General features: G+C 70.9%; 22 protein-coding genes and 1 tRNA gene. 12 read left to right on the top strand and 11 right to left on the bottom strand.

What is annotated here, in order from left to right:
* Position 1 precedes the first annotated feature (1 nt).
* Complete coding sequence (locus ACZ59A_RS22200; protein WP_470960907.1) at positions 2-1276, bottom strand: hypothetical protein; 1275 nt, start codon at positions 1274-1276, stop codon at positions 2-4.
* A 186-nt stretch (positions 1277-1462) separates the two neighbouring features.
* On the opposite strand from ACZ59A_RS22200, the gene ACZ59A_RS22195 reads away from it, so the two are divergent.
* The 3 genes from ACZ59A_RS22195 to ACZ59A_RS22185 are packed head-to-tail and all read left to right on the top strand — an operon-like array spanning position 1463 to position 2213.
* Positions 1463-1876, top strand: a complete 414-nt coding sequence (locus ACZ59A_RS22195; RefSeq protein ID WP_470960905.1) for a hypothetical protein — start codon at positions 1463-1465, stop codon at positions 1874-1876.
* The gene (locus ACZ59A_RS22190; RefSeq protein WP_470960903.1) at positions 1873-2067 is read left to right on the top strand and encodes a hypothetical protein; all 195 of its coding nucleotides are present in this window, start codon (positions 1873-1875) and stop codon (positions 2065-2067) included. Before ACZ59A_RS22195 ends, ACZ59A_RS22190 begins: the two co-directional genes overlap by 4 nt.
* Positions 2064-2213, top strand: coding sequence for a hypothetical protein (locus ACZ59A_RS22185; RefSeq protein ID WP_470960901.1), 150 nt, complete (start codon positions 2064-2066; stop codon positions 2211-2213). Before ACZ59A_RS22190 ends, ACZ59A_RS22185 begins: the two co-directional genes overlap by 4 nt.
* A 68-nt stretch (positions 2214-2281) precedes the next feature.
* Here the strand turns inward: ACZ59A_RS22185 and ACZ59A_RS22180 are convergent.
* Positions 2282-2354 (bottom strand) — tRNA-Thr (locus ACZ59A_RS22180).
* A 178-nt stretch (positions 2355-2532) separates the two neighbouring features.
* On the opposite strand from ACZ59A_RS22180, the gene ACZ59A_RS22175 reads away from it, so the two are divergent.
* From ACZ59A_RS22175 to ACZ59A_RS22165, 3 genes are all read left to right on the top strand, one after another.
* Positions 2533-3669, top strand: a complete 1137-nt coding sequence (locus ACZ59A_RS22175) for an ABC transporter ATP-binding protein (protein WP_468049728.1) — start codon at positions 2533-2535, stop codon at positions 3667-3669.
* A 227-nt stretch (positions 3670-3896) separates the two neighbouring features.
* Positions 3897-4316, top strand: coding sequence for a hypothetical protein (locus tag ACZ59A_RS22170; protein WP_470960899.1), 420 nt, complete (start codon positions 3897-3899; stop codon positions 4314-4316).
* Between the two features lie 57 nt (positions 4317-4373).
* Positions 4374-5186: a nucleotidyltransferase family protein gene (locus ACZ59A_RS22165; protein WP_470960897.1), complete on the top strand. Its 813-nt coding sequence runs from the start codon at positions 4374-4376 to the stop codon at positions 5184-5186.
* A 144-nt stretch (positions 5187-5330) separates the two neighbouring features.
* Here ACZ59A_RS22165 and ACZ59A_RS22160 read toward each other — a convergent pair whose 3' ends face one another.
* The 7 genes from ACZ59A_RS22160 to ACZ59A_RS22130 all read right to left on the bottom strand — a co-directional run bounded on the left by ACZ59A_RS22160 (position 5331) and on the right by ACZ59A_RS22130 (position 12398).
* The gene (locus tag ACZ59A_RS22160) at positions 5331-6941 is read right to left on the bottom strand and encodes a DoxX family membrane protein (protein ID WP_470961775.1); all 1611 of its coding nucleotides are present in this window, start codon (positions 6939-6941) and stop codon (positions 5331-5333) included.
* Positions 6942-7185: 244 nt separating this feature from the next.
* Complete coding sequence (rlmB, locus tag ACZ59A_RS22155; RefSeq protein WP_470960895.1) at positions 7186-8139, bottom strand: 23S rRNA (guanosine(2251)-2'-O)-methyltransferase RlmB; 954 nt, start codon at positions 8137-8139, stop codon at positions 7186-7188.
* Between the two features lie 142 nt (positions 8140-8281).
* Entirely contained in the window at positions 8282-9679 is a 1398-nt protein-coding gene (gene cysS, locus ACZ59A_RS22150; RefSeq protein WP_470960893.1) for a cysteine--tRNA ligase, read from the bottom strand.
* A gap of 123 nt (positions 9680-9802) precedes the next feature.
* Positions 9803-10207: a PPOX class F420-dependent oxidoreductase gene (locus tag ACZ59A_RS22145; RefSeq protein WP_470960891.1), complete on the bottom strand. Its 405-nt coding sequence runs from the start codon at positions 10205-10207 to the stop codon at positions 9803-9805.
* 176 nt (positions 10208-10383) lie between these two features.
* On the bottom strand, positions 10384-10878 hold the full coding sequence (gene ispF / locus ACZ59A_RS22140; RefSeq protein ID WP_470960889.1) for a 2-C-methyl-D-erythritol 2,4-cyclodiphosphate synthase: 495 nt from the start codon (positions 10876-10878) through the stop codon (positions 10384-10386).
* Positions 10868-11656 (bottom strand): 2-C-methyl-D-erythritol 4-phosphate cytidylyltransferase, encoded by a 789-nt coding sequence (gene ispD, locus ACZ59A_RS22135; RefSeq protein WP_470961772.1) that lies wholly within the window; start codon positions 11654-11656, stop codon positions 10868-10870. The genes ispF and ispD overlap by 11 nt, the downstream gene beginning before the upstream one ends.
* 259 nt (positions 11657-11915) lie before the next feature.
* On the bottom strand, positions 11916-12398 hold the full coding sequence (locus tag ACZ59A_RS22130; RefSeq protein ID WP_003953493.1) for a CarD family transcriptional regulator: 483 nt from the start codon (positions 12396-12398) through the stop codon (positions 11916-11918).
* 590 nt (positions 12399-12988) lie between these two features.
* Here ACZ59A_RS22130 and ACZ59A_RS22125 point away from each other — a divergent pair.
* Positions 12989-13696 (top strand): copper chaperone PCu(A)C domain-containing protein, encoded by a 708-nt coding sequence (locus ACZ59A_RS22125; protein WP_470960887.1) that lies wholly within the window; start codon positions 12989-12991, stop codon positions 13694-13696.
* 150 nt (positions 13697-13846) lie between these two features.
* Here the strand turns inward: ACZ59A_RS22125 and phoP are convergent, their stop codons facing one another.
* Both phoP and phoR read right to left on the bottom strand, forming a co-directional pair.
* Entirely contained in the window at positions 13847-14527 is a 681-nt protein-coding gene (phoP, locus tag ACZ59A_RS22120) for a two-component system response regulator PhoP (RefSeq protein WP_009716928.1), read from the bottom strand.
* Positions 14524-15810, bottom strand: a complete 1287-nt coding sequence (gene phoR, locus ACZ59A_RS22115; RefSeq protein ID WP_470960884.1) for a two-component system sensor histidine kinase PhoR — start codon at positions 15808-15810, stop codon at positions 14524-14526. Before phoR ends, phoP begins: the two co-directional genes overlap by 4 nt.
* Positions 15811-16099: 289 nt before the next feature.
* Between phoR and phoU the strand changes: the two genes are divergently transcribed.
* The 5 genes from phoU (at position 16100) to ACZ59A_RS22090 (ending at position 18249) form a co-directional block, all read left to right on the top strand.
* Positions 16100-16774: a phosphate signaling complex protein PhoU gene (gene phoU, locus ACZ59A_RS22110; protein ID WP_468049746.1), complete on the top strand. Its 675-nt coding sequence runs from the start codon at positions 16100-16102 to the stop codon at positions 16772-16774.
* A gap of 139 nt (positions 16775-16913) precedes the next feature.
* On the top strand, positions 16914-17039 hold the full coding sequence (locus ACZ59A_RS22105; protein ID WP_468049748.1) for a hypothetical protein: 126 nt from the start codon (positions 16914-16916) through the stop codon (positions 17037-17039).
* A gap of 135 nt (positions 17040-17174) precedes the next feature.
* Positions 17175-17390 (top strand): hypothetical protein, encoded by a 216-nt coding sequence (locus tag ACZ59A_RS22100; RefSeq protein ID WP_470960882.1) that lies wholly within the window; start codon positions 17175-17177, stop codon positions 17388-17390.
* Positions 17351-17890 carry a DUF6232 family protein gene (locus ACZ59A_RS22095; RefSeq protein WP_470961769.1) on the top strand — a complete coding sequence of 180 codons (540 nt, stop codon included), beginning with the start codon at positions 17351-17353 and terminating at the stop codon, positions 17888-17890. The genes ACZ59A_RS22100 and ACZ59A_RS22095 overlap by 40 nt, the downstream gene beginning before the upstream one ends.
* Positions 17890-18249, top strand: a complete 360-nt coding sequence (locus ACZ59A_RS22090; RefSeq protein WP_470960880.1) for a hypothetical protein — start codon at positions 17890-17892, stop codon at positions 18247-18249. The genes ACZ59A_RS22095 and ACZ59A_RS22090 overlap by 1 nt, the downstream gene beginning before the upstream one ends.
* The last annotated feature ends 93 nt before the right edge of the window (positions 18250-18342 follow it).

Genomic DNA, 18342 nt, shown 5'->3' with positions numbered 1-18342 from the left:
GTCACGCCTCCATGTGCCGTGTCTGCTGTAAGAAGTCCGCCGCCGCCGATACGCGTTGGTGGCGGCCGATAGCGCGTCGTAAGTCCGCGAACCTGTCTCGCACTCGTTCGCTCTGGACCCGATCGTTCATGGAGGAGGCGCGGGAAGCCTCCGCAACGGCCTCCTCCACTTCACCGCTGTCCAGGAGAGCCTGGGCACGCTGGACCGTGTAGTAGAACCGGTTGCGTTCAAAGCACGGTTCCAGCATGTCCAGTGCGGAAGCGGTGAGCTCTTGGGCTCGGCGATGTCGGCCGAGAGCCTGGTGCGCCGCGCCCGCCAGACCGGCCAGTTCGGCCGCGGTGAGGAACGCCAGCCACGCTTCCGGTTGGCCCGAAGCACGGTCGTACGTGGCTTCGGCACGGGCCAACGAGCGCTCGGCCCGGGAGCGTTCCCTGACTCGCGCGTGCCCGACGGCCTGGCGGCAGTGCAGCAGTGTCATGAGCCACGGATCGCGCTTGGCCTGCCGAGTTTCCACGGCGGCACGGCCGATACGTACCGCCTCCTGGTCGCGCCCGAGCAGCCGAGCTTGCATCGCCAGATTCGACCAGACCCGGGCCTGCAAAGAGCCGTCTCCGGCGAGAATCGCGGCCTGTAGCGCCTCGTTGTAGAGGGCTGTCGCCTCACCCTGGTGACCCGCGTCGTAGGCGAACCAGCCTGCCGACGCGGCCAGATCGCCAGCGGCGGTGTAGAGCTGCTTCTCCACGCGTTCGCCGTAGCTGCAGCGGTTCACGGCATCGCGCACACGGTGGAGGGCTTCTGTGGCGACGGAGTGGAGTGCGCCGCCCCCGAGGGCGTGGTCGTGTGCGTAGAGAGCCGGGACGATCCGACGCATGCGGTCGACGTCCGCGCTTCCCAGCCGTCCGGCAGCAGGGATGGTGTCCAGGCCGACGGCGGCGGCCAGTCCGGCCGTGATGAATTCTCTGCGCCGCACGGGTCGCACCTCCTTCACGGGTGTCGGCCGCCGCGGAGGAGTGGGGACGCGTGAAGACTTGCCTCGCGGCACGAAGCCCATCGCCTCGGGGATGCGGCCGAAGATCTCTTGTAGCGGGAGAAGGTACTGCGCCCAAGGCCACCGCACGTCTCCCGCGACCCAGCGGCGGACATGGCGGTCGGTGCATGTCCCTGGCTTGCCGAGCAGGTCTTCTGCGATCCGGTTGACTTCGTCGGCCAGCTGCTGGTGGGTGTAGCCGAACTCCAGCAGCAGCGCCTCCAGCCTGGTGTTCCGCTGTTTCGGCATACGGCAGTCTCCCCTGCGCCCGCGGACTCTGACGGTAGGTCTGCCCAGACCTGCCCTCCAGGTAAAACTGTCCTGTTCGCGGACGGTAACTGCCTGGGTTGTGACCTGATGGCTCACCGGACGCTTCCGGTTACCTCGGAACATGAACCCAGCACTGGCGGTCCCCTTTCGAGATGGGGTGCCGCGATGACGACCAGAGCCCTGCTGTGGACGCCCCCGAGCGTCGGCGACGTTGTAATGATCGAGGTCGGTCATTACTGGGACGTCGTACGTGCCCCCGCCGACATCGGCGAACGCGCACTTGCGTTACTCGGCGACGAGACCGGTGCCGTCATCGCCGACTACGGCCTCATGTACTGGCTCATCCCCGCGGGCCACGCACAGACCTGGCGTCTCCCGCGGCGGAAAATCCACGCCCTCGGCGCCGAGGGCGCCGACGTCACGTACGTCGGCGTACCCCCGGCCACGCACACCACTGGCCCGCGCCTCCACTGGCGGATCCCGCTGGGCCCCGACCGGTATCTGACCGGCGCCGACCAGCTGCGTGAGGCCCTGTCCCGAGCCACCTTCGAGCCCGCCGAGGGGGCGACGGCGCGATGATGCCCCAGGTCTGCGCCCGCTGCGACAAGCCCACCAGCAACCCGGTCGTGGTCGCGATCGAGCACGGCGCCAGCGTCGGCGGCCGCACCCTCTACGCCTGCCCCGGCTGCGCACCGAGCTTCCCGAAGCAGCGCGATCCGTTCGAGCAGAGCCCGCCGGCCCCCAACGGCCCCGTGAGGCGGCGGCGATGACCGGCGATCTGGCCGCGGGCACGCTCGCCGACGAACAGCTCCGGGGCCGGGCCTGCGTACTCTGCGGCGCGCGCCCCCGCCCCGTCCGAGCCGATGGCCTGGGAGTCGCGATCGTCGTCCATGGGGCCGGTGTGGTGTCCGACTGATGTCGGTGGTGGATGTCGAACGCCCCGGGCGAAAGATCGTCCGGGGCGTTCGCGCAGCTCGCGTGCAGAGCCGACTGTCGGGTTCGAACCGACGACCTTCGCTTTACAAGAGCGGTGCTCTACCAGCTGAGCTAAGTCGGCGTCCCCAGCAGTGTACCCACCACACCGGGGTGCTCCGTTCGAAAATTCTGGTGTCCGGAGTAGAGACAGGGTGGGGGTGGGCGGTATAGCGTCACGCCAATCCACCTGCAGTGGACTAGACCCCTACCTTTACTCGGATCGTCCGGCACGTTCCTGCCGGTGAAGGGACCAGATCACCATGGCCACGGTCACGTATGACAAGGCGACCCGGATCTACCCGGGCACCGAAAAGCCCGCCGTCGATCAGCTCGACATCGGCATCGAAGACGGCGAATTCCTCGTTCTGGTCGGCCCCTCGGGCTGTGGGAAGTCCACGTCGCTGCGGATGCTCGCAGGGCTGGAGGACGTCAACGGCGGAGTGATCCGCATCGGCGACCGCGATGTGACGCACCTGCCGCCGAAGGACCGGGACATCGCGATGGTGTTCCAGAACTACGCGCTGTACCCGCACATGACCGTCGCGCAGAACATGGGCTTCGCGCTCAAGATCGCCGGGGTCAACAAGACCGAGATCCGGCAGAAGGTCGAGGACGCGGCGAAGATCCTGGACCTCACCGAGTACCTGGAGCGCAAGCCGAAGGCGCTGTCCGGTGGTCAGCGGCAGCGGGTGGCGATGGGGCGGGCCATCGTGCGGGAGCCGCAGGTGTTCCTCATGGACGAGCCGCTGTCGAACCTGGACGCCAAGCTGCGTGTGCAGACCCGTACGCAGATCGCGAGCCTGCAGCGGCGACTGGGGATCACGACGGTGTACGTCACGCACGACCAGGTCGAGGCCATGACCATGGGCGACCGGGTGGCCGTCCTCAAGGACGGGCTGCTGCAGCAGGTCGACACGCCGCGCAACATGTACGACCGACCGGCCAACCTCTTCGTGGCGGGCTTCATCGGGTCGCCCGCGATGAACCTGGTCGAGGTGCCGATCACCGACGGCGGCGTGAAGTTCGGCAACAGCGTGGTCCCGGTCAACCGCGAGGCGCTGGCCGCCGCGGCCGACAAGGGCGACCGTACGGTCACCGTGGGCGTCCGGCCCGAGCACTTCGACGTGGTCGAGGCCAACGGCGCGGCGGCGAAGGCGCTGACGAAGGCGGCCGACGACGCCCCGGCCGGTCTCGCGATCACCGTCAACGTGGTCGAGGAGACGGGCGCGGACGCGTACGTCTTCGGTTCGGCCGAGGTCGGCGGCGAGAGCAAGGACCTGGTGATCCGGGTCGGCAGCCGTCAGGTGCCGGAGAAGGGCGCTCAGCTGCACGTCGTGCCGCAGCCGGGCGAGGCCCACGTCTTCTCCACCTCCACCGGGGAACGGCTCAGCGACTGACCTCGTGAAGTGGTGAGGAAAGGCGCCGTCTTCCGCTTTGCGGGGCGGCGCCTTTCCCGTGCTCGCGCAAGGGTCACAGCGGCGTTGTGGTGTTGTCGATAAATTCCCTGACATTCCGGTCTTTTCGATCCTGTTCGTCAACACCCCCGCACGCAAGAGGGGGTTTCCATCACCCGGCATGGTGACTCAATGTCGCCAAATCATCGCTCCTCGCTACGATCCCTCCCGTGAACAACGCAGCCCGCCGTATCGGCAGAACCCTCGCGCTCGTCCTCCCCGTCGTGCTCGTCCTCTCCGGAACGCTCGCCGTCACCCGCGTCCCGTGGGCCTCGCCGAGCGCCGAGTCGCAGATCCTCACCGCCTCCTCCGACCGTGCCTCCACCCGCGCCGTCCACCGTGCCCCGCACGAGCTGCTGCGCGACCGGCTGCTCGCGGAGTTGCAGGAGAAGGACCCGGCAGTGGCCCTCACCCACCTCCAGGTCGCCACCGACGAACGGCCGTCGCTGGCCAGGCACTGCGCGGACATCGCCCGTGCGCTCGGCCGTGCCGCGGTCGCCAAGTACGGGGGTACGAACCGGGCCCAGGCATACGCCCGCCCCGTCTGCGACACCTCGTTCGCGTCCGGCATCACCCAGGCGTACCGCTGATCACGTCCGGCCCCCACTCCCCGTACGGTCACCGCGCCACCGCATATGGTGCGATCCATGACCGATGACCTCCACAGGCCGGGGCACCACCCTCACCACCCGCACGCCCCGCGCCCCACACAGGCCGTCGTCCTGGCCGGAGGCCAGGGCTCGCGGCTGCGTCCGTACACCGACGACCGTCCCAAGCCGATGGTCGAGATCCCGGGCACCGGGACCCCGATCATCGGCCATCAGCTGGCCTGGCTGGCCGCCGAGGGGGTCACCGACGCGGTCGTCTCCTGTGGCCATCTCGCCGCCGTCCTCCAGGACTGGCTGGAGTCGGCGGAGCTGCCGCTGCGCGTGACGACCGTCGTCGAGAAGGAACCGCTCGGCCGCGGCGGTGGCCTGAAGTTCGCCGCCGCCCGGCTCCCCCACCCCGATCAGCCCTGGTATGCCACCAACGGCGACATCTGGACCCGCTTCTCGCTGCGCGAGATGGCCGACTTCCACCACGAGCGCGACGCCGTCGCGACGCTCGCGCTGGCCCGGCCGCGCATCCCCTGGGGGGCGGTGGAGACGGACGAGTTCGGTCACGTCCTCGACTTCATCGAGTCACCGCCCTCCCCGTACCTCATCAACGCGGGCGTGTACGTCTTCTCCGCCACCTTCACGGCCCTGCTGCCGGGGCGCGGCGACCATGAGCGGACGACGTTCCCGCGGCTCGCCCGTGAGCGGCGGCTGGCCGGGTTTCCGCTGCCCCACGGGGCGTACTGGCGGGCCATCGACACCGCCAAGGACCTCACCGAGGCCGCCAAGGAGCTCTCCGCGGGCCCCCCGCCGTCCGGGCGCGGCACGCTGGAATCGACGCCGGTCCGGCCGCTGCACGACTGAGCCCCCAGGGGCATACGGAAAAGCCCTCCGCGCCGCCTCGGGCGCGGAGGGCTTGTTGCCGTACGGCCGGTTCAGCCGAGGAGCGTACGGCCGGTTCAGCCGAGCAGCGTACGGCCGGGTTCAGCCGAGGAGCGTACGGCCGGTTCAGCCGAGGAGGCCGCCCAGCGCGGCCTCCTGCTGGGGCGGTTCGCCCTCGTCGTAGGAACCGGCCGCCGGGGCGCCGCCGCCCAGGCCGCCGCCCTCCGAACTCGTCCCGCCCAGGCCCGCGCCCGTGCCCTCGAGGTCCGGCGGGCCCGGTTCCGTCATCGGGGCCTCGGGGCGGCTCGGGGTGCGGGGGGCCGTACGGTGGCCGCGCCCCGACTGGCCGGGGCTGCCGGAGCCGCTCGCCGAACCCGTCGCGCTGGGCCTGCCCGAGGTGGCGGACGCCGACGGCGAGGCAGAGGGCGTCGTACGGCCCAACGGGGCGCGCCGCGAGGGCGATCCGGGCGTCTCCACCGCGCCGCCCACCCCGCCGCGCGGGCTGGTCGCGGGCTTACGGGGCAGCGGCGAGCCGGGGAGGCTGTTCCTCGGCACCTCGCGCGGCTCGGGCGCCCGTACCGTCTCCGAGGACCGTACGGCGCCGCCGATCATCGAGCCGAGCAGCAGGGTGAGCCCGGCCACCACCATCGCCATCACGGTGCCGCGGCGCAGCACCCGCCGCCGCAGCGCCCACAGTTCGACGCGCGGGCCGAGCCGCCGCCAGGCCTCGCCCGCGAGGCGGGCGTCGGCCGAGTACACCGGGGCGCCAGCGATGATCAGCGGGCTCCAGGCGGCGAGGTAGATGATGTCCGGCGCGTCGTAGACCGGTACGGTGCGCCAGCTCACGGTGAGGATCAGCGCGGCGGACAGCACCGCGCCGACGCAGCCCGCGAGCCGCTGCCACAGTCCGAGGACGGTGAGCACGCCGACCACGATCTGGAGGAACGCCACGGTCAGCCCGGCGCCCACCGGGTGTTCCAGGGCGAGGTCGCGCAGCGGCTCGGCGATCGGCCAGGGGTGCAGGGACTGCAGCCAGGTGACCATCGAGCCGCGCTCGCCGCCGTCGAAGTAGACCGGGTCGGAGAGCTTGCCCATGCCCGCGTAGACGGAGATGAAGCCGAGGAAGATCCGGAGCGGGAGCAGGACGACGCCGAGGTTCATCCGGCGGTCGGGGTAGTACGCGTGCCGCACCTGGTCGGAAGGCCGCCGCGGGCGCGGGACCTGGGGCGTCGTCCGGTGGGTCCGGGGCGTCCGGTGGGCCGGCTGGGGCTGCTGCCGGGTCTCGTGGGGCTGCCGGGCCTGGTGTGCGGCGTGGGGCCGGGGGACGCGGGGCGTCGGGCCGGTGCGGTGCGTGGCGTCCGACTCCCGCGGCCGCGGCGGCCGCCCGGACTCCGGCATCGGGTCCCGGCGCGGGCTGCGCGGCCCGATGACCGTGGGCGGGCCGTCGTCGAAGGTGATCCGCGGCAGCACCTGCGTGGTGCCCACGTCCTCGGGGCCCTCCACGGCTTCGGAGTACCGGACGGCCTGCAGCAGTCGGGTCGCCGCCGTGTCCCCGCCGGGCCGGGTGCGGCCGCTCCACACCACGGGCGGGCGGCGCCGGGGCGCGGCCCCGGTCCCGATACCGGCGATCCGGGCCGTGTCCGCCAGCGCGCTGCTCACGACCGGGGAGGCGAGCTGCACCCGGAAGCTGGGGGGATTGACGGCGACCTTCGCAGGATCGCACGGCACCTTGGCCATGGTCAGCTGCGGCTCGTCGTCGAATCCCGGCGCGCGTCCCGCCTGGGGCGTGCGGAATTTTCTGGTCTCCACGCTCAACTAACCGAGTGACCGGCGGGAAAGACACTGCCGGGGCCGGTGTGATCTGTCGGGGGACCGTCAAGATCGTCCGGCGCCCCCGCCCCGCCCGGTCGTCCGGCGTCCCCGGCCCCGCCCGGTCACGGTGGACCGGCGAGGCGGAGGGGACCGCGCGTCCTGCGAAGGGTTACGCCCGGCGCCGCGACGCCTCGTACAGCACCACGCCCGCCGCGACACCCGCGTTGAGCGACTCCGCGCCGCCCGGCATCGGGATGCGGACCCGGAAGTCGCAGGTCTCGCCGACCAGTCGGGACAGCCCCTTGCCCTCGCTGCCGACGACGATGACGACCGGGCCGTCCAGCGCCTCCAGGTCCTGAAGCTCCGTCTCACCGTCCGCCGCGAGGCCGACGACCGTCAGGCCCGCCTTCTGGTAGGACTCCAGCGCCCGGGTCAGGTTGGTCGCGCGCGCCACCGGGGTACGGGCGGCGGTGCCCGCGGAGGTCTTCCACGCGCCCGCGGTCATCCCGGCCGCGCGCCGCTCCGGCACGACCACGCCGTGGCCGCCGAAGGCGGTGACCGACCGCACCACGGCGCCCAGGTTGCGCGGGTCGGTGACGCCGTCGAGGGCGACGATCAGCGGGTCCACGCCGTCGTCGAAGGCGGCCGCGCTCAGGTCCTCGGGGTGGGCGTACTCGTACGGCGGGACCTGGAGCACCAGACCCTGGTGGTTGAGCCCGTTCGTCATCCGGTCGAGCTCGGCCTTCGGGGCCTCCATGAGGTGGATGCCGCCGCGGTCGGCGGCGATCTTCAGCGCCTCGCGCACCCGGTCGTCGCTGTCGATGAACTGCTGGACGTACAGCGTGTTCGCCGGGACGCCCTCGCGCAGCGCCTCGAACACCGGGTTACGGCCCACCACCAGCTCGTTCGTGCCCTTGCCGCCGGAGCGGCGGGGGGCCGGGCGCTTGGCGGCCTGCCGGGTGCGGGCGTTGGCGATGCGCTGCTTGGCGTGTCCCTTGCGCGCCTCGGCGGGCGGGGTGGGGCCCTTGCCCTCCAGGCCGCGGCGCCGCTTGCCGCCACTGCCGACCGTCGCGCCCTTCTTGTTGCTGGTACGGCGGTTCCTGCGCTGGCTGTTGCCGGCCATGAATGTCACCTATCTCTTCACTGCTCAGCGCTGCTCGGCAAACGGCAAACGTCGAACGTCACACGCCGTCCTGGCGCGTCTACGGTCATATATTCGGTCACAAGTGTGCCGCCCGACAGAGCAGGCGGCACAACGTGCGAGGTCAGCGGGTGCCCAGCTCCCAGCGCGGGCCGGACGGGGTGTCCTCGATGACGAGCCCCGACTGCTGCAGCTGGTCGCGGATCGCGTCCGCCGTCGCGTAGTCCTTGCGGCTGCGCGCGGCCTGGCGCTGCTCCAGGACCAGCCGTACGAGCGAGTCGACGACGCCGTGCAGATCCTCGCCGCGGTCCGAACCGCCCGACCAGTGCTCGTCGAGCGGGTCCAGGCCCAGCACGCCGAGCATGGCCCGCAGCTCGGCCAGCCGCGCGACCGCCGCCTCCTTGTCGTCGGCGGTGAGGGCGGAGTTGCCCTGGCGGACGGTGGTGTGGACGACCGCGAGCGCCTGCGGGACCCCGAGGTCGTCGTCCATCGCCTCCGCGAACGCGGGCGGCACGTCGGCCGCGGGCTCGACGGTCCCGGCCTTCTCCACGACCCGCTGGATGAAGCCCTCGATGCGCGCGAAGCCGGATTCCGCCTCGCGCAGCGCCTCCTCGCTGTACTCGATCATGGAGCGGTAGTGCGGGGTGCCCAGGTAGTAGCGGAGCACGATGGGGCGCCAGCGCTTGACCATCTCGGAGACCAGCACGGAGTTGCCGAGCGACTTGCTCATCTTCTCGCCGCTCATGGTGACCCACGCGTTGTGCACCCAGTACGTGGCGAAGTCGTCGCCGAACCCCTTGGCCTGCGCGATCTCGTTCTCATGGTGCGGGAAGATCAGGTCGACGCCGCCGCCGTGGATGTCGAAGGCGCTGCCCAGGTACTTGTGGGCCATCGCCGAGCACTCCAGGTGCCAGCCGGGGCGGCCGCGCCCCCACGGGGTCTCCCAGCTCGGCTCGCCGGGCTTGGCCGCCTTCCACATGGCGAAGTCGCGCCGGTCGCGCTTGCCGGTCTCGCCCTCGCCGCTGGGCTGGCGCAGCCCGTCCAGGTCCTGGTTGGAGAGCTTCAGGTACTCGGGGTACGAGCGCACATCGAAGTAGACGTTGCCCTCGACCGCGTACGCGTGACCCCGGTCGATCAGGTCCCGCATCATCTCGATCATCTCGGGGACATGACCGGTCGCGCGCGGCTCATAGGTCGGAGGCAGGCAGCCGAGGACGTCGTACGCGCTGGTGAACGCGCGCTCGTTCTCGTAGCCGATCGACCACCACGGGCGGCCCTGCTCGGCCGACTTGGCGATGATCTTGTCGTCGATGTCCGTGACATTCCGAACAAACGTCACATCGTAGCCGCGGTACGCGAACCAGCGGCGCATGATGTCGAAGTTGAGCCCCGACCTGATATGCCCGATGTGCGGGGCAGCCTGCACGGTCGCGCCGCACAGGTAGATCGAGACACAGCCCGGCGTGAGCGGGGAGAAGTCACGGATCTGCCGGGCACCGGTGTCGTACAGGCGAATAGTCACGCGTCAAGGGTAGTCGGAACCCGGCAGTGCCCCGCGACCCATCGGCCGCAGGGACACAGAAGCGTGACACTTCTCCGCGGAGCTTCTCCGTTCTTTCGTGGAGCTTCTCCGTGCCGCCTCTCCTCAGATGTTGCCGACGACCTTGCGGGCGGAGATCCGCACGACGATGCGCTCACCGTCCTGGGCGGAGGCCGGGTTGAACTCGGCGTACTTCTTGCCCGCGTACTTGAGCGACAGGTCGTCGATCAGCTCCTGACCGCCCTCGGTGGTGTAGCTCGCCGTGCCGCGGATCTCGGCGTACGTGTACGGGGCGTCCGCGGGCTGGACCAGCACCGTGACGCGGGGGTCGCGGTCGATGTTCTTCTGCTTCCGCCGTCCCATGGTGGTCGAGAACAGCAGCTCGTCGCCGTCGCGCTTCACCCACACCGGTGACAGCTGAGGGCTGCCGTCGGGCTGGGTGGTGCCGATGATGACGAAGACGGGGGTGTCGAGGACGCGCTTGAGGCCGTCGGAGAGTGTGGTGGCCACGGGGTGCTTCCTTTCCTCGCGCTGAGCTGGGATCTGGGGCTGTGGGCCGGGGCCCGAGGGGCCCCTGGGATTCGGGTTACCCGATCCGTACCCCACACACCGTCAAAGGTGCGGGGCGCGGCACGAGGAACGGCCCGTACGGCGGAGGAACGCCCTCCGCCGTACCGCCGGGGCGGCTAGCGCCGCACCACCAGTGCGGTCGCCACCGCCGCAAGGCCCTCGGCGCGGCCGGTCAGGCCCAGCCCGTCCGTCGTCGTGCCGGAGACCGAGACGGGCGCGTCGATCGCCGACGAGAGCGCCTTCACCGCCTCGTCGCGACGCTTGCCGATCTTGGGGCGGACGCCGATCACCTGGATCGCCACATTGCCGATCCCGAAGCCCGCCGCCCGCACGATCCGGGCCGCCTCCGCCAGCAGCGTCACCCCGGACGCGCCGGACCACTCGGGGCGGTCGGTGCCGAAGTGGGCGCCGAGGTCGCCGAGGCCCGCGGCGGAGAACAGCGCGTCACAGGCGGCATGGGCGGCCACATCGCCGTCGGAGTGCCCGGCCAGGCCGTACTCCTCGCCCTCCCACAGCAGACCCGCGCACCACAGCTCGCGGCCCCGCTCGAAGGCGTGCACGTCCGTGCCGATGCCCACCAGGGGGAGCGCCACGGATACGTCAGAAGCCATCGTTCGCCCTCCTGCGCGCGAGAACCGCCTCGGCCAGCACCAGGTCCAGGGGCCGGGTCACCTTGAACGCCTCCTCGTGGCCGGGCACGACCACGACCTCGACGCCCATCCGCTCGACCATGCCCGCGTCGTCCGTCGCGCCGTCGCCCTCCAGGACGATCTTCTCGTGCGCGGCGGCGAGCGTAGCCCGGTCGAAGCCCTGCGGGGTCTGTACGGCGCGCAGCAGGGCGCGCTCGGGGGTGCCGACGACCGGCTCGGGCTCACCGGCCCGGTCGCCGGTGCGCGGCTCGACCCGCTTGACCGTGTCGGTCACCGGCAGGGCCGGAACGACGGCCGGGGACCCGTCCCGTACGGCGGCGACGACCGCGTCCACGGTGTCCACGGGGACGAGCGGGCGCGCCGCGTCGTGCACCAGCACCGTCGTGACGCTGTCGGGGACGGCTGCCAGGCCCAGGCGCACCGACTCCTGGCGGGTCTCACCGCCGGGGACGACGAGCACCTCGGTGGTCCCGGTGAGCGGGTACGCGTCGAGCAGCCGACGGACCTCGTCGGCACCGTCCGGCGGGGCGACCACGACGACGAGCGAGACGGCACGGGATCCGGCCATCGCCCGAACGGCGTGCACGAGCATCGGCGTGCCGCTCAGCGGGCGCAGCGCCTTGGGGGCTCCCGGGCCCAGCCGCACGCCACGGCCCGCGGCGGGGATCACGGCGGCGGTGCGGGCGGGAGGCTCGGGGGCGTCGGCGGATGGGGTTACGGAGATTGCGTTGGCGTTCAGGTTTGCTTCCTCGGCCGAAATGGGTATGGCCACAGCGTGCCGGGCGCGATGCCCCGACCAGCCCCTTCCGTGACGACTGGTCGAGCCAGCTGCCCGGGCCCGGCACACCTTGCACCACAACAGCAACACCACAAACGGTCTTGCGCCATGAGCTTCGATGTGGTGGGCTGAGGTGCCTGTGCGCGCACATGCCGCAGCGCCCGGCGAACAGACTTACGGGGAGCAGGTCTGAATCACTCGGGCACCGCGGCATCAGGTGTCAGGACGCGAGTACCTCATCCAGCAGGGCCTCGGCCTTGTCCTCATTGGTGTTCTCGGCGAGGGCGAGCTCGCTCACCAGGATCTGGCGCGCCTTGGCGAGCATGCGCTTCTCGCCGGCGGACAGACCGCGCTCACGCTCTCGGCGCCACAGGTCACGCACGACCTCGGCAACCTTGATCACATCACCGGAGGCGAGCTTCTCGAGATTTGCCTTGTAACGACGGGACCAGTTCGTGGGCTCTTCCGCATACGGTGCACGCAGCACCTCGAAGACCCGGTCCAGCCCGTCCTGGCCGACCACATCACGCACACCGACGAACTCCGCATTGTCCGCCGGTACACGAACCGTCAGGTCACCCTGAGCGACCTTCAGCACCAAGTAGGTCTTGTCCACGCCTTTGATCTGACGAGTTTCGATGGCCTCGATCAGCGCGGCCCCGTGATGGGGATAGACCACGGTGTCGCCTACCTTGAACGTCATGTGACAGGTACCCCTTCCGTGGCTATCCAGAGTAACACGTGAACGCCTTCTTCTGAATGGCGTTTTCGCAGGTCAGGGCATATCTCGGGGCTTGACAACAGCGGCCGGGGCGTGCTGGGCAAGGCGGGCGGAACCGGGTATTCGCAGGTGGGAGCGGTTGTCCGGGCGGCCTGAAACCGGCGCGATACACGTCCCGAGAACATCATGCGGGTGGCCGTACGTCCCGTTTTGCCGGAGTCCGGTAGATGGACTTCCGCTACTCCGTTCGGCCCAGGACCGACAGATCCGGCCCTGATTCACGAATTGATCACGGCCGTACTGATCATGTCTGTGAGACATCCGTGGTCAAGTGCGTGATCCATTTTTCGGACCTCCACGGATTCCTTACCGATAATCTCCCCGATCTGTCACCGAACCGATATTCAGGGTGGTCGGGAGTTGGTCACGGAAGCGTGGCGAGGGGCGTGTGGGGCGGGCGCGTCGCCCATGAGCCGCCCCTTGAGGCGGGTCGGGTGCGAGGCCGGAAGGGCGGATCGGTAACCTGAGCGCGCTGATCCAACATTTACCTCGTCCTAGGAGATGCCGCCGCCGTGAGCAGCAGCCTTCGACGCGGCGCCCTCGCCGCAGCCGCCATCGTGGTCTCGGTCGCCCCGCTCTCCGCCTGCGGAGCCGGGAACGACGCGCAGACTCTGGAGGTCAAGCCCGACAACGCCGCGACGTCCGTCGGCGATATCAAGATCCAGAACGCCACCGTGGTGACCCAGCCGGACCGGACGGCGAAGGGCCCGGCCGTGGTCACGGCCCGGATCTTCAACAACGGCGACCGGGACGAGACCCTCACAGCCGTCACGCTGCCCGACGCGAGGACGAAGGCGAAGCTGCACCCGGTCGGCAAGGGCGCGGGCAAGGTCGTCGTCCCGGCCGGGGGCTCCGTCCTCCTCGGCGGCAAGGGCAACGCCTCCGCGGTCCTCCCCGACGGCCGTGAGGCCGCCAAGGACGGCGACGCCCAGCGGGTCGTCTTCGACCTCAGCTCGACCGGCAACGTCCCGATCACGGCCTTTGTCGTGCCCGCGACGAGCTACTTCAAGGGCTGGGGCCCGTCCCAGCTGCCGACCCCGACCCCGTCGGCCACGCGGGGCGGTACGCCCTCCGGCTCGCCGGGCGAGACCACGCAGCCGGGCGGCAAGCCGAGCGACAAGCCGTCCGACTCGGCCTCCGGCTCGGCGAGCAACAAGCCGGGCGGCGGCCAGAGCAACGGCATCGCCCCGGGCGAGCCGACGCCGAACGACGAGGACTGAGCACACGCGAGGGCGGCCCCGGAGGTTCCGGGGCCGCCCTCGCGTTGCAGGCCGCGACGCCGCGGCCCGGGCCGGTTCATGGCCCGCCCGCGAACGTACGGGGCCGCCGGTTCAAGGGCCCGGCCGCGTACGCGAACGCACTGGGCCGGTTTACGGCTCGAACTTGTAGCCCAGGCCGCGCACCGTCACCAGGTAGCGCGGCGCTCCCGGGTCGGGCTCGATCTTGGCTCGCAGGCGCTTGACGTGGACGTCGAGGGTCTTCGTATCGCCCACGTAGTCCGCGCCCCACACGCGGTCGATCAGCTGCATCCGGGTCAGCACCCGGCCCGCGTTGCGCAGCAGCATCTCCAGCAGGTCGAACTCCTTCAGCGGGAGGTCCACCTTGCCGCCGCCGACCGTGACCACGTGCCGGTCCACGTCCATCCGGACCGGGCCCGCCTCCAGGGCCGCGGGGGTGACCTCCTCCGGCTCGCCGCGGCGGCGCAGTACGGCCCTGATCCGGGCCACCAGCTCACGCGACGAGAAGGGCTTGGTCACGTAGTCGTCGGCACCTATTTCCAGGCCGACGACCTTGTCGATCTCGCTGTCCTTGGCGGTGACCATGATCACCGGGACGTTGGAGCGGCCACGCAGCTGGCGGCACACCTCCGTACCGGGCAGGCCCGGCAGCATCAGGTCGAGCAGCACCAGATCGGCGCCGTTCCGCTCGAACTCGTCGAGCCCCTCGGGCCCCGTTGCCGCGATGGCGACCTCGAATCCCTCCTTACGGAGCATGTACGACAGCGCGTCACTGAACGATTCCTCGTCCTCGACGACCAGAACTCGGGTCACGGAAGGACCTCCGGGGCAGAAAGTTGTTCGTTGGTGAAGGTCTCGTACGGTCGTTCGCCGTCCTCCCCATCGAGGTCGGATCCGGAGTCGTACGGCTCGCCCGGCCCACCGGCCGAGCGATCCCGGTCCCGCGCCGCACCGGCCTCCGGGAGCCTCAGGGTGAAGGTGGAGCCCTGTCCCTCAGCGCTCCACACCGTGACCTCCCCGCCGTGCGAGGCGGCCACATGCTTGACGATGGCGAGACCGAGGCCGGTTCCGCCGGTCTGCCGCGAGCGGGCCGGGTCGACGCGGTAGAACCGCTCGAAAATCCGGTCGCGGTCCTTTTCCGAGATGCCGATGCCCTGGTCGGTGACGGCGACCTCGATCAGATCGCCGCCCGTCGCGGGGATGCGGCGGGCCGCGATGCCGACGCGGGTGCGGGCCGGGCTGTAGTTGACCGCGTTCTCGACGAGGTTGCCGAGGGCGGCGGCCAGCTGGCCGCGGTTGCCCCACACCCGCAGATCGGCGGTGCCGCCGGTGGCCATCGTGATCTGCTTGGTGCCCGCCTGGTGGCGGCAGCGGTCGATGGCCTCGGCGACCAGCTCGTCCACCCGGACCGGCTCGGCGTCCTCCAGCGGGTCGTCGTTCTGGACCCGGGAGAGGTCGATCAGCTCCTGGACGAGGCTGGACAGCCGGGTCGCCTCGATCTGCATCCGGCCCGCGAAGCGGTTGACCGCCTCCGGGTCGTCGGACGCGTCCATGACCGCCTCGGAGAGCAGCGAGAGCGCGCCGACCGGGGTCTTCAGCTCGTGGCTGACGTTCGCGACGAAGTCGCGCCGTACGGCCTCGATCCGGCGGGCCTCGGTGAGGTCCTCGACCAGCAGCAGGACCAGCCGGGAGCCGAGCGGAGCCACTCTGGCGGACACGGCGAGGGCGTCGCCCCGGCCGGTGCCGCGCCGCGGCAGGTCCAGCTCGATCTGCCGGATCTCGCCGTCCCGCCGGGTGTCGCGGGCCATGCCCAGCATCGGCTCGACGGCGAGCTTGCCGCCGCGCACCAGTCCCAGCGCGTACGCGGCCGAGCTGGCCTTGACGACGGCATCCGCCTCATCGAGGACGACGGCCGAGGAACGCAGCACCGAGAGCACCGTGTCCACGCCGGGCGGCAGGGCGGCATCGGTGTGCAGCGATGAGCGCGTAGGCTTCGCCTGCTCGCGCTCGCTCCAGCGGAACGCCAGCATGGCGATGACACCGGTGCACAGCCCGGCGAGCGCCGCCACTGCGGCGATCGCCGCGTTCACGTTCATGAGCCCAAGGTTATGCGGGCGGCGAGCGGCCTCCACAGCCCCGCACGGGATACCTCGAACAGACGTTGCCGAGAGTTCACCGTGGGGATGGCGCCGGTTCACTCCCGACGCCTCGGCGGGCGACCGCCGCACGGGGTGGCGTGGGGGCCGTTGCCGAGAGTTCACCTGGACGTTCGGGGTGGTTAACCGTGGGGCGCCGAGCCGGACGCGTTCCGAGCCGAACGTGGCAGGGTGGGTCACACGAGTCCACGAAGATCCGTCAGCGAGAGTCAGTGAGAGAAGGTCAGTGATGCGCGACGCGTACCACGAGGAGCTGGATTCGATCGGGGAGGGCCTGGTCGATATGGCCCGGCTCGTCGGTTCGGCCATCGGCCGCGCCACCACATCCATCCTGGACGCGGACCTGAAGCTCGCCGAGAGCGTCATAGCCGCCGATGAGAAGGTCGACGACCTCCAGCGCGACCTGGAGAGCCGGGCGATAACGCTGCTCGCCCGGCAGCAGCCGGTCGCCACCGATCTGCGGATCGTCGTCACCAGCCTGCGCATGAGTGCCGACCTCGAACGCTCCGGTGACCTGGCGCAGCACGTCGCCAAGCTCACCCGGCTCCGCTTCCCGGACAACGCCGTGCCGCACGACCTCCACGCCACCATCCTGGAGATGGGCCAGCTCGCGCAGCGGCTGATGGCCAAGGCGGCCGAGGTCATCATCACCAAGGACGTCGACCTCGCCTCGCAGCTGGAGCAGGACGACGACGCGATGGACCTGCTCCACCGCACCCTCTTCCAGCACCTGATGGACGACCGCTGGAAGCACGGCATCGAGACGGCCGTCGACGTCACCCTGCTGGGCCGCTACTACGAGCGGTTCGCGGACCACGCGGTGTCGGTCGCCAATCGCGTCATCTACCTGGTCACGGGCGAGCACGCGGGCGAGGTGACCCCGGACACCTCCCAGGGAGCCTGACGAAGCGGCGTCCGATGGGTGCGACCGCGTATCGACGGCGCCACGGCGGCGTGCCTCCGCGCGCCGTCGATGCGCCCCTGCGGGCGGGCCGTGGACCGGGACCATGAGCAGCAGGCGACCCCTTCCGAGGAGACGACTCATGGCGGACATCAACCGTCCCGAACCCCACCCCACCCACCCCATCGGCGCCTGCGGCTGCGGCTCGGGCTGCAGCTGCGGCTGCCAGTCCGGCGGCTCCTGCTCGTGCGGCGGCAACTGCGGCTGAGCTGATCCGAGGAGCGGGGCCCGGGACCGGTCTACGGTCCCGGGCCCCCGTCCCGTCTCCCCTCCCGAGGTGCGGGCGGCCTCCGCTCCGGTCTCCCGAGGTGCGGGCGGCCTCCGCTCCGGCGAGTCTGTTCGTATGAACGATGCGACCCCGGCCCGGCCACGCGTGGTGGTGGAGGAGCCCCAGGACGGCCGCCGCCGCGTGCTCGTCGACGGCCAAGACGTGGGCGTAGTGGTCAACGCGGACGAGCTGCGCCGCCTCCTGACCCGCGCGGACCTGGCCACCGCCGCCGACGACCCCCGCCAGATCGACTGGCAGGGCGGCGGCCCCGACGACTGGCCCGCCGCGTAGCCCCTGCGCTCGACTTCCGTGCGTGCCGGTCCGCCGCCCGCCCCCGGCGCAAGGAGGCCGTCTTAACCTTCGTGAAGCGGCTGCTGATCATCGGGGCGGTGACGACAGTCCTGGCGCTGCTCGCCGCCACGATCGACAGCTCCAGCCGCGGCGGCCTGGGAAGCAGCGGGAGCGGTGGTTCCGGCGGTCTCTCCGCCCTCGTCGTGATCGCCGCGGTCGCGGCGCTGATCTACTCCCTCGTGGAAATGGTGTCGGTGCTCGGCGCGCCCACGCACTTCGTCCTGGCCATCGAGACCTCCGGCCCCTCCACCGCCGTGGTGTCCGGCCGTCAGCCGGACCAGCTGCGGCGGCTGGCCCACCAGATCGCCGACGCGATCGAGAACCCGGAGGCGGACTTCACGGTGCAGGTGGACACCATCACCATCAGCCCGAAGCACTACTACTTCGGGGACAACGTCAACATGTACGGCGGCACCGGCAACGTGGGGATGGCGAGCTGATGAGCGGGGACCAGCACTACTACTTCGGCAGCGGCGACCACGTCACCATGCACGGCGGCTCGGGCAACATCGGCATCGACAAGCGCGTCACTCCGGCCCAGGAGCAGCCTGAGGCCGTCCAAGAGGCCCTCCGCGAGCTGCTCACGCTGCTCCAGGAACTGCGCGCCCAGGTGCCCCCGGTCAGCTCCGGCGCCCTCGACGACTCGCTGCCGGTGCTCCGCGCCGATGCGGATGTCCAGCCACAGGAGCGGCACCGCGCCCTGCTCGCCGTCGCGGGCATCGCGGCGACCGTCGGGGCGCTCGGCGTACCGGTCGTCGAGGCCGTCAACAAGGTGCTCGAACTCATGGGCGCGAAGTGAGCTCCCAGCGCTCCCGGTGCTCCCCGTGCTCCCAATGCTCCCCGTAAGGCAACAAGCCCCCTGCTCGCGGAGAAACCGCAGGCAGGGGGCTTA

This window comes from Streptomyces sp. NPDC040405, assembly GCF_055595765.1.
Note: the sequence above shows the minus strand (reverse complement) of the source record. Positions and strands in the feature narration are given on the sequence as shown.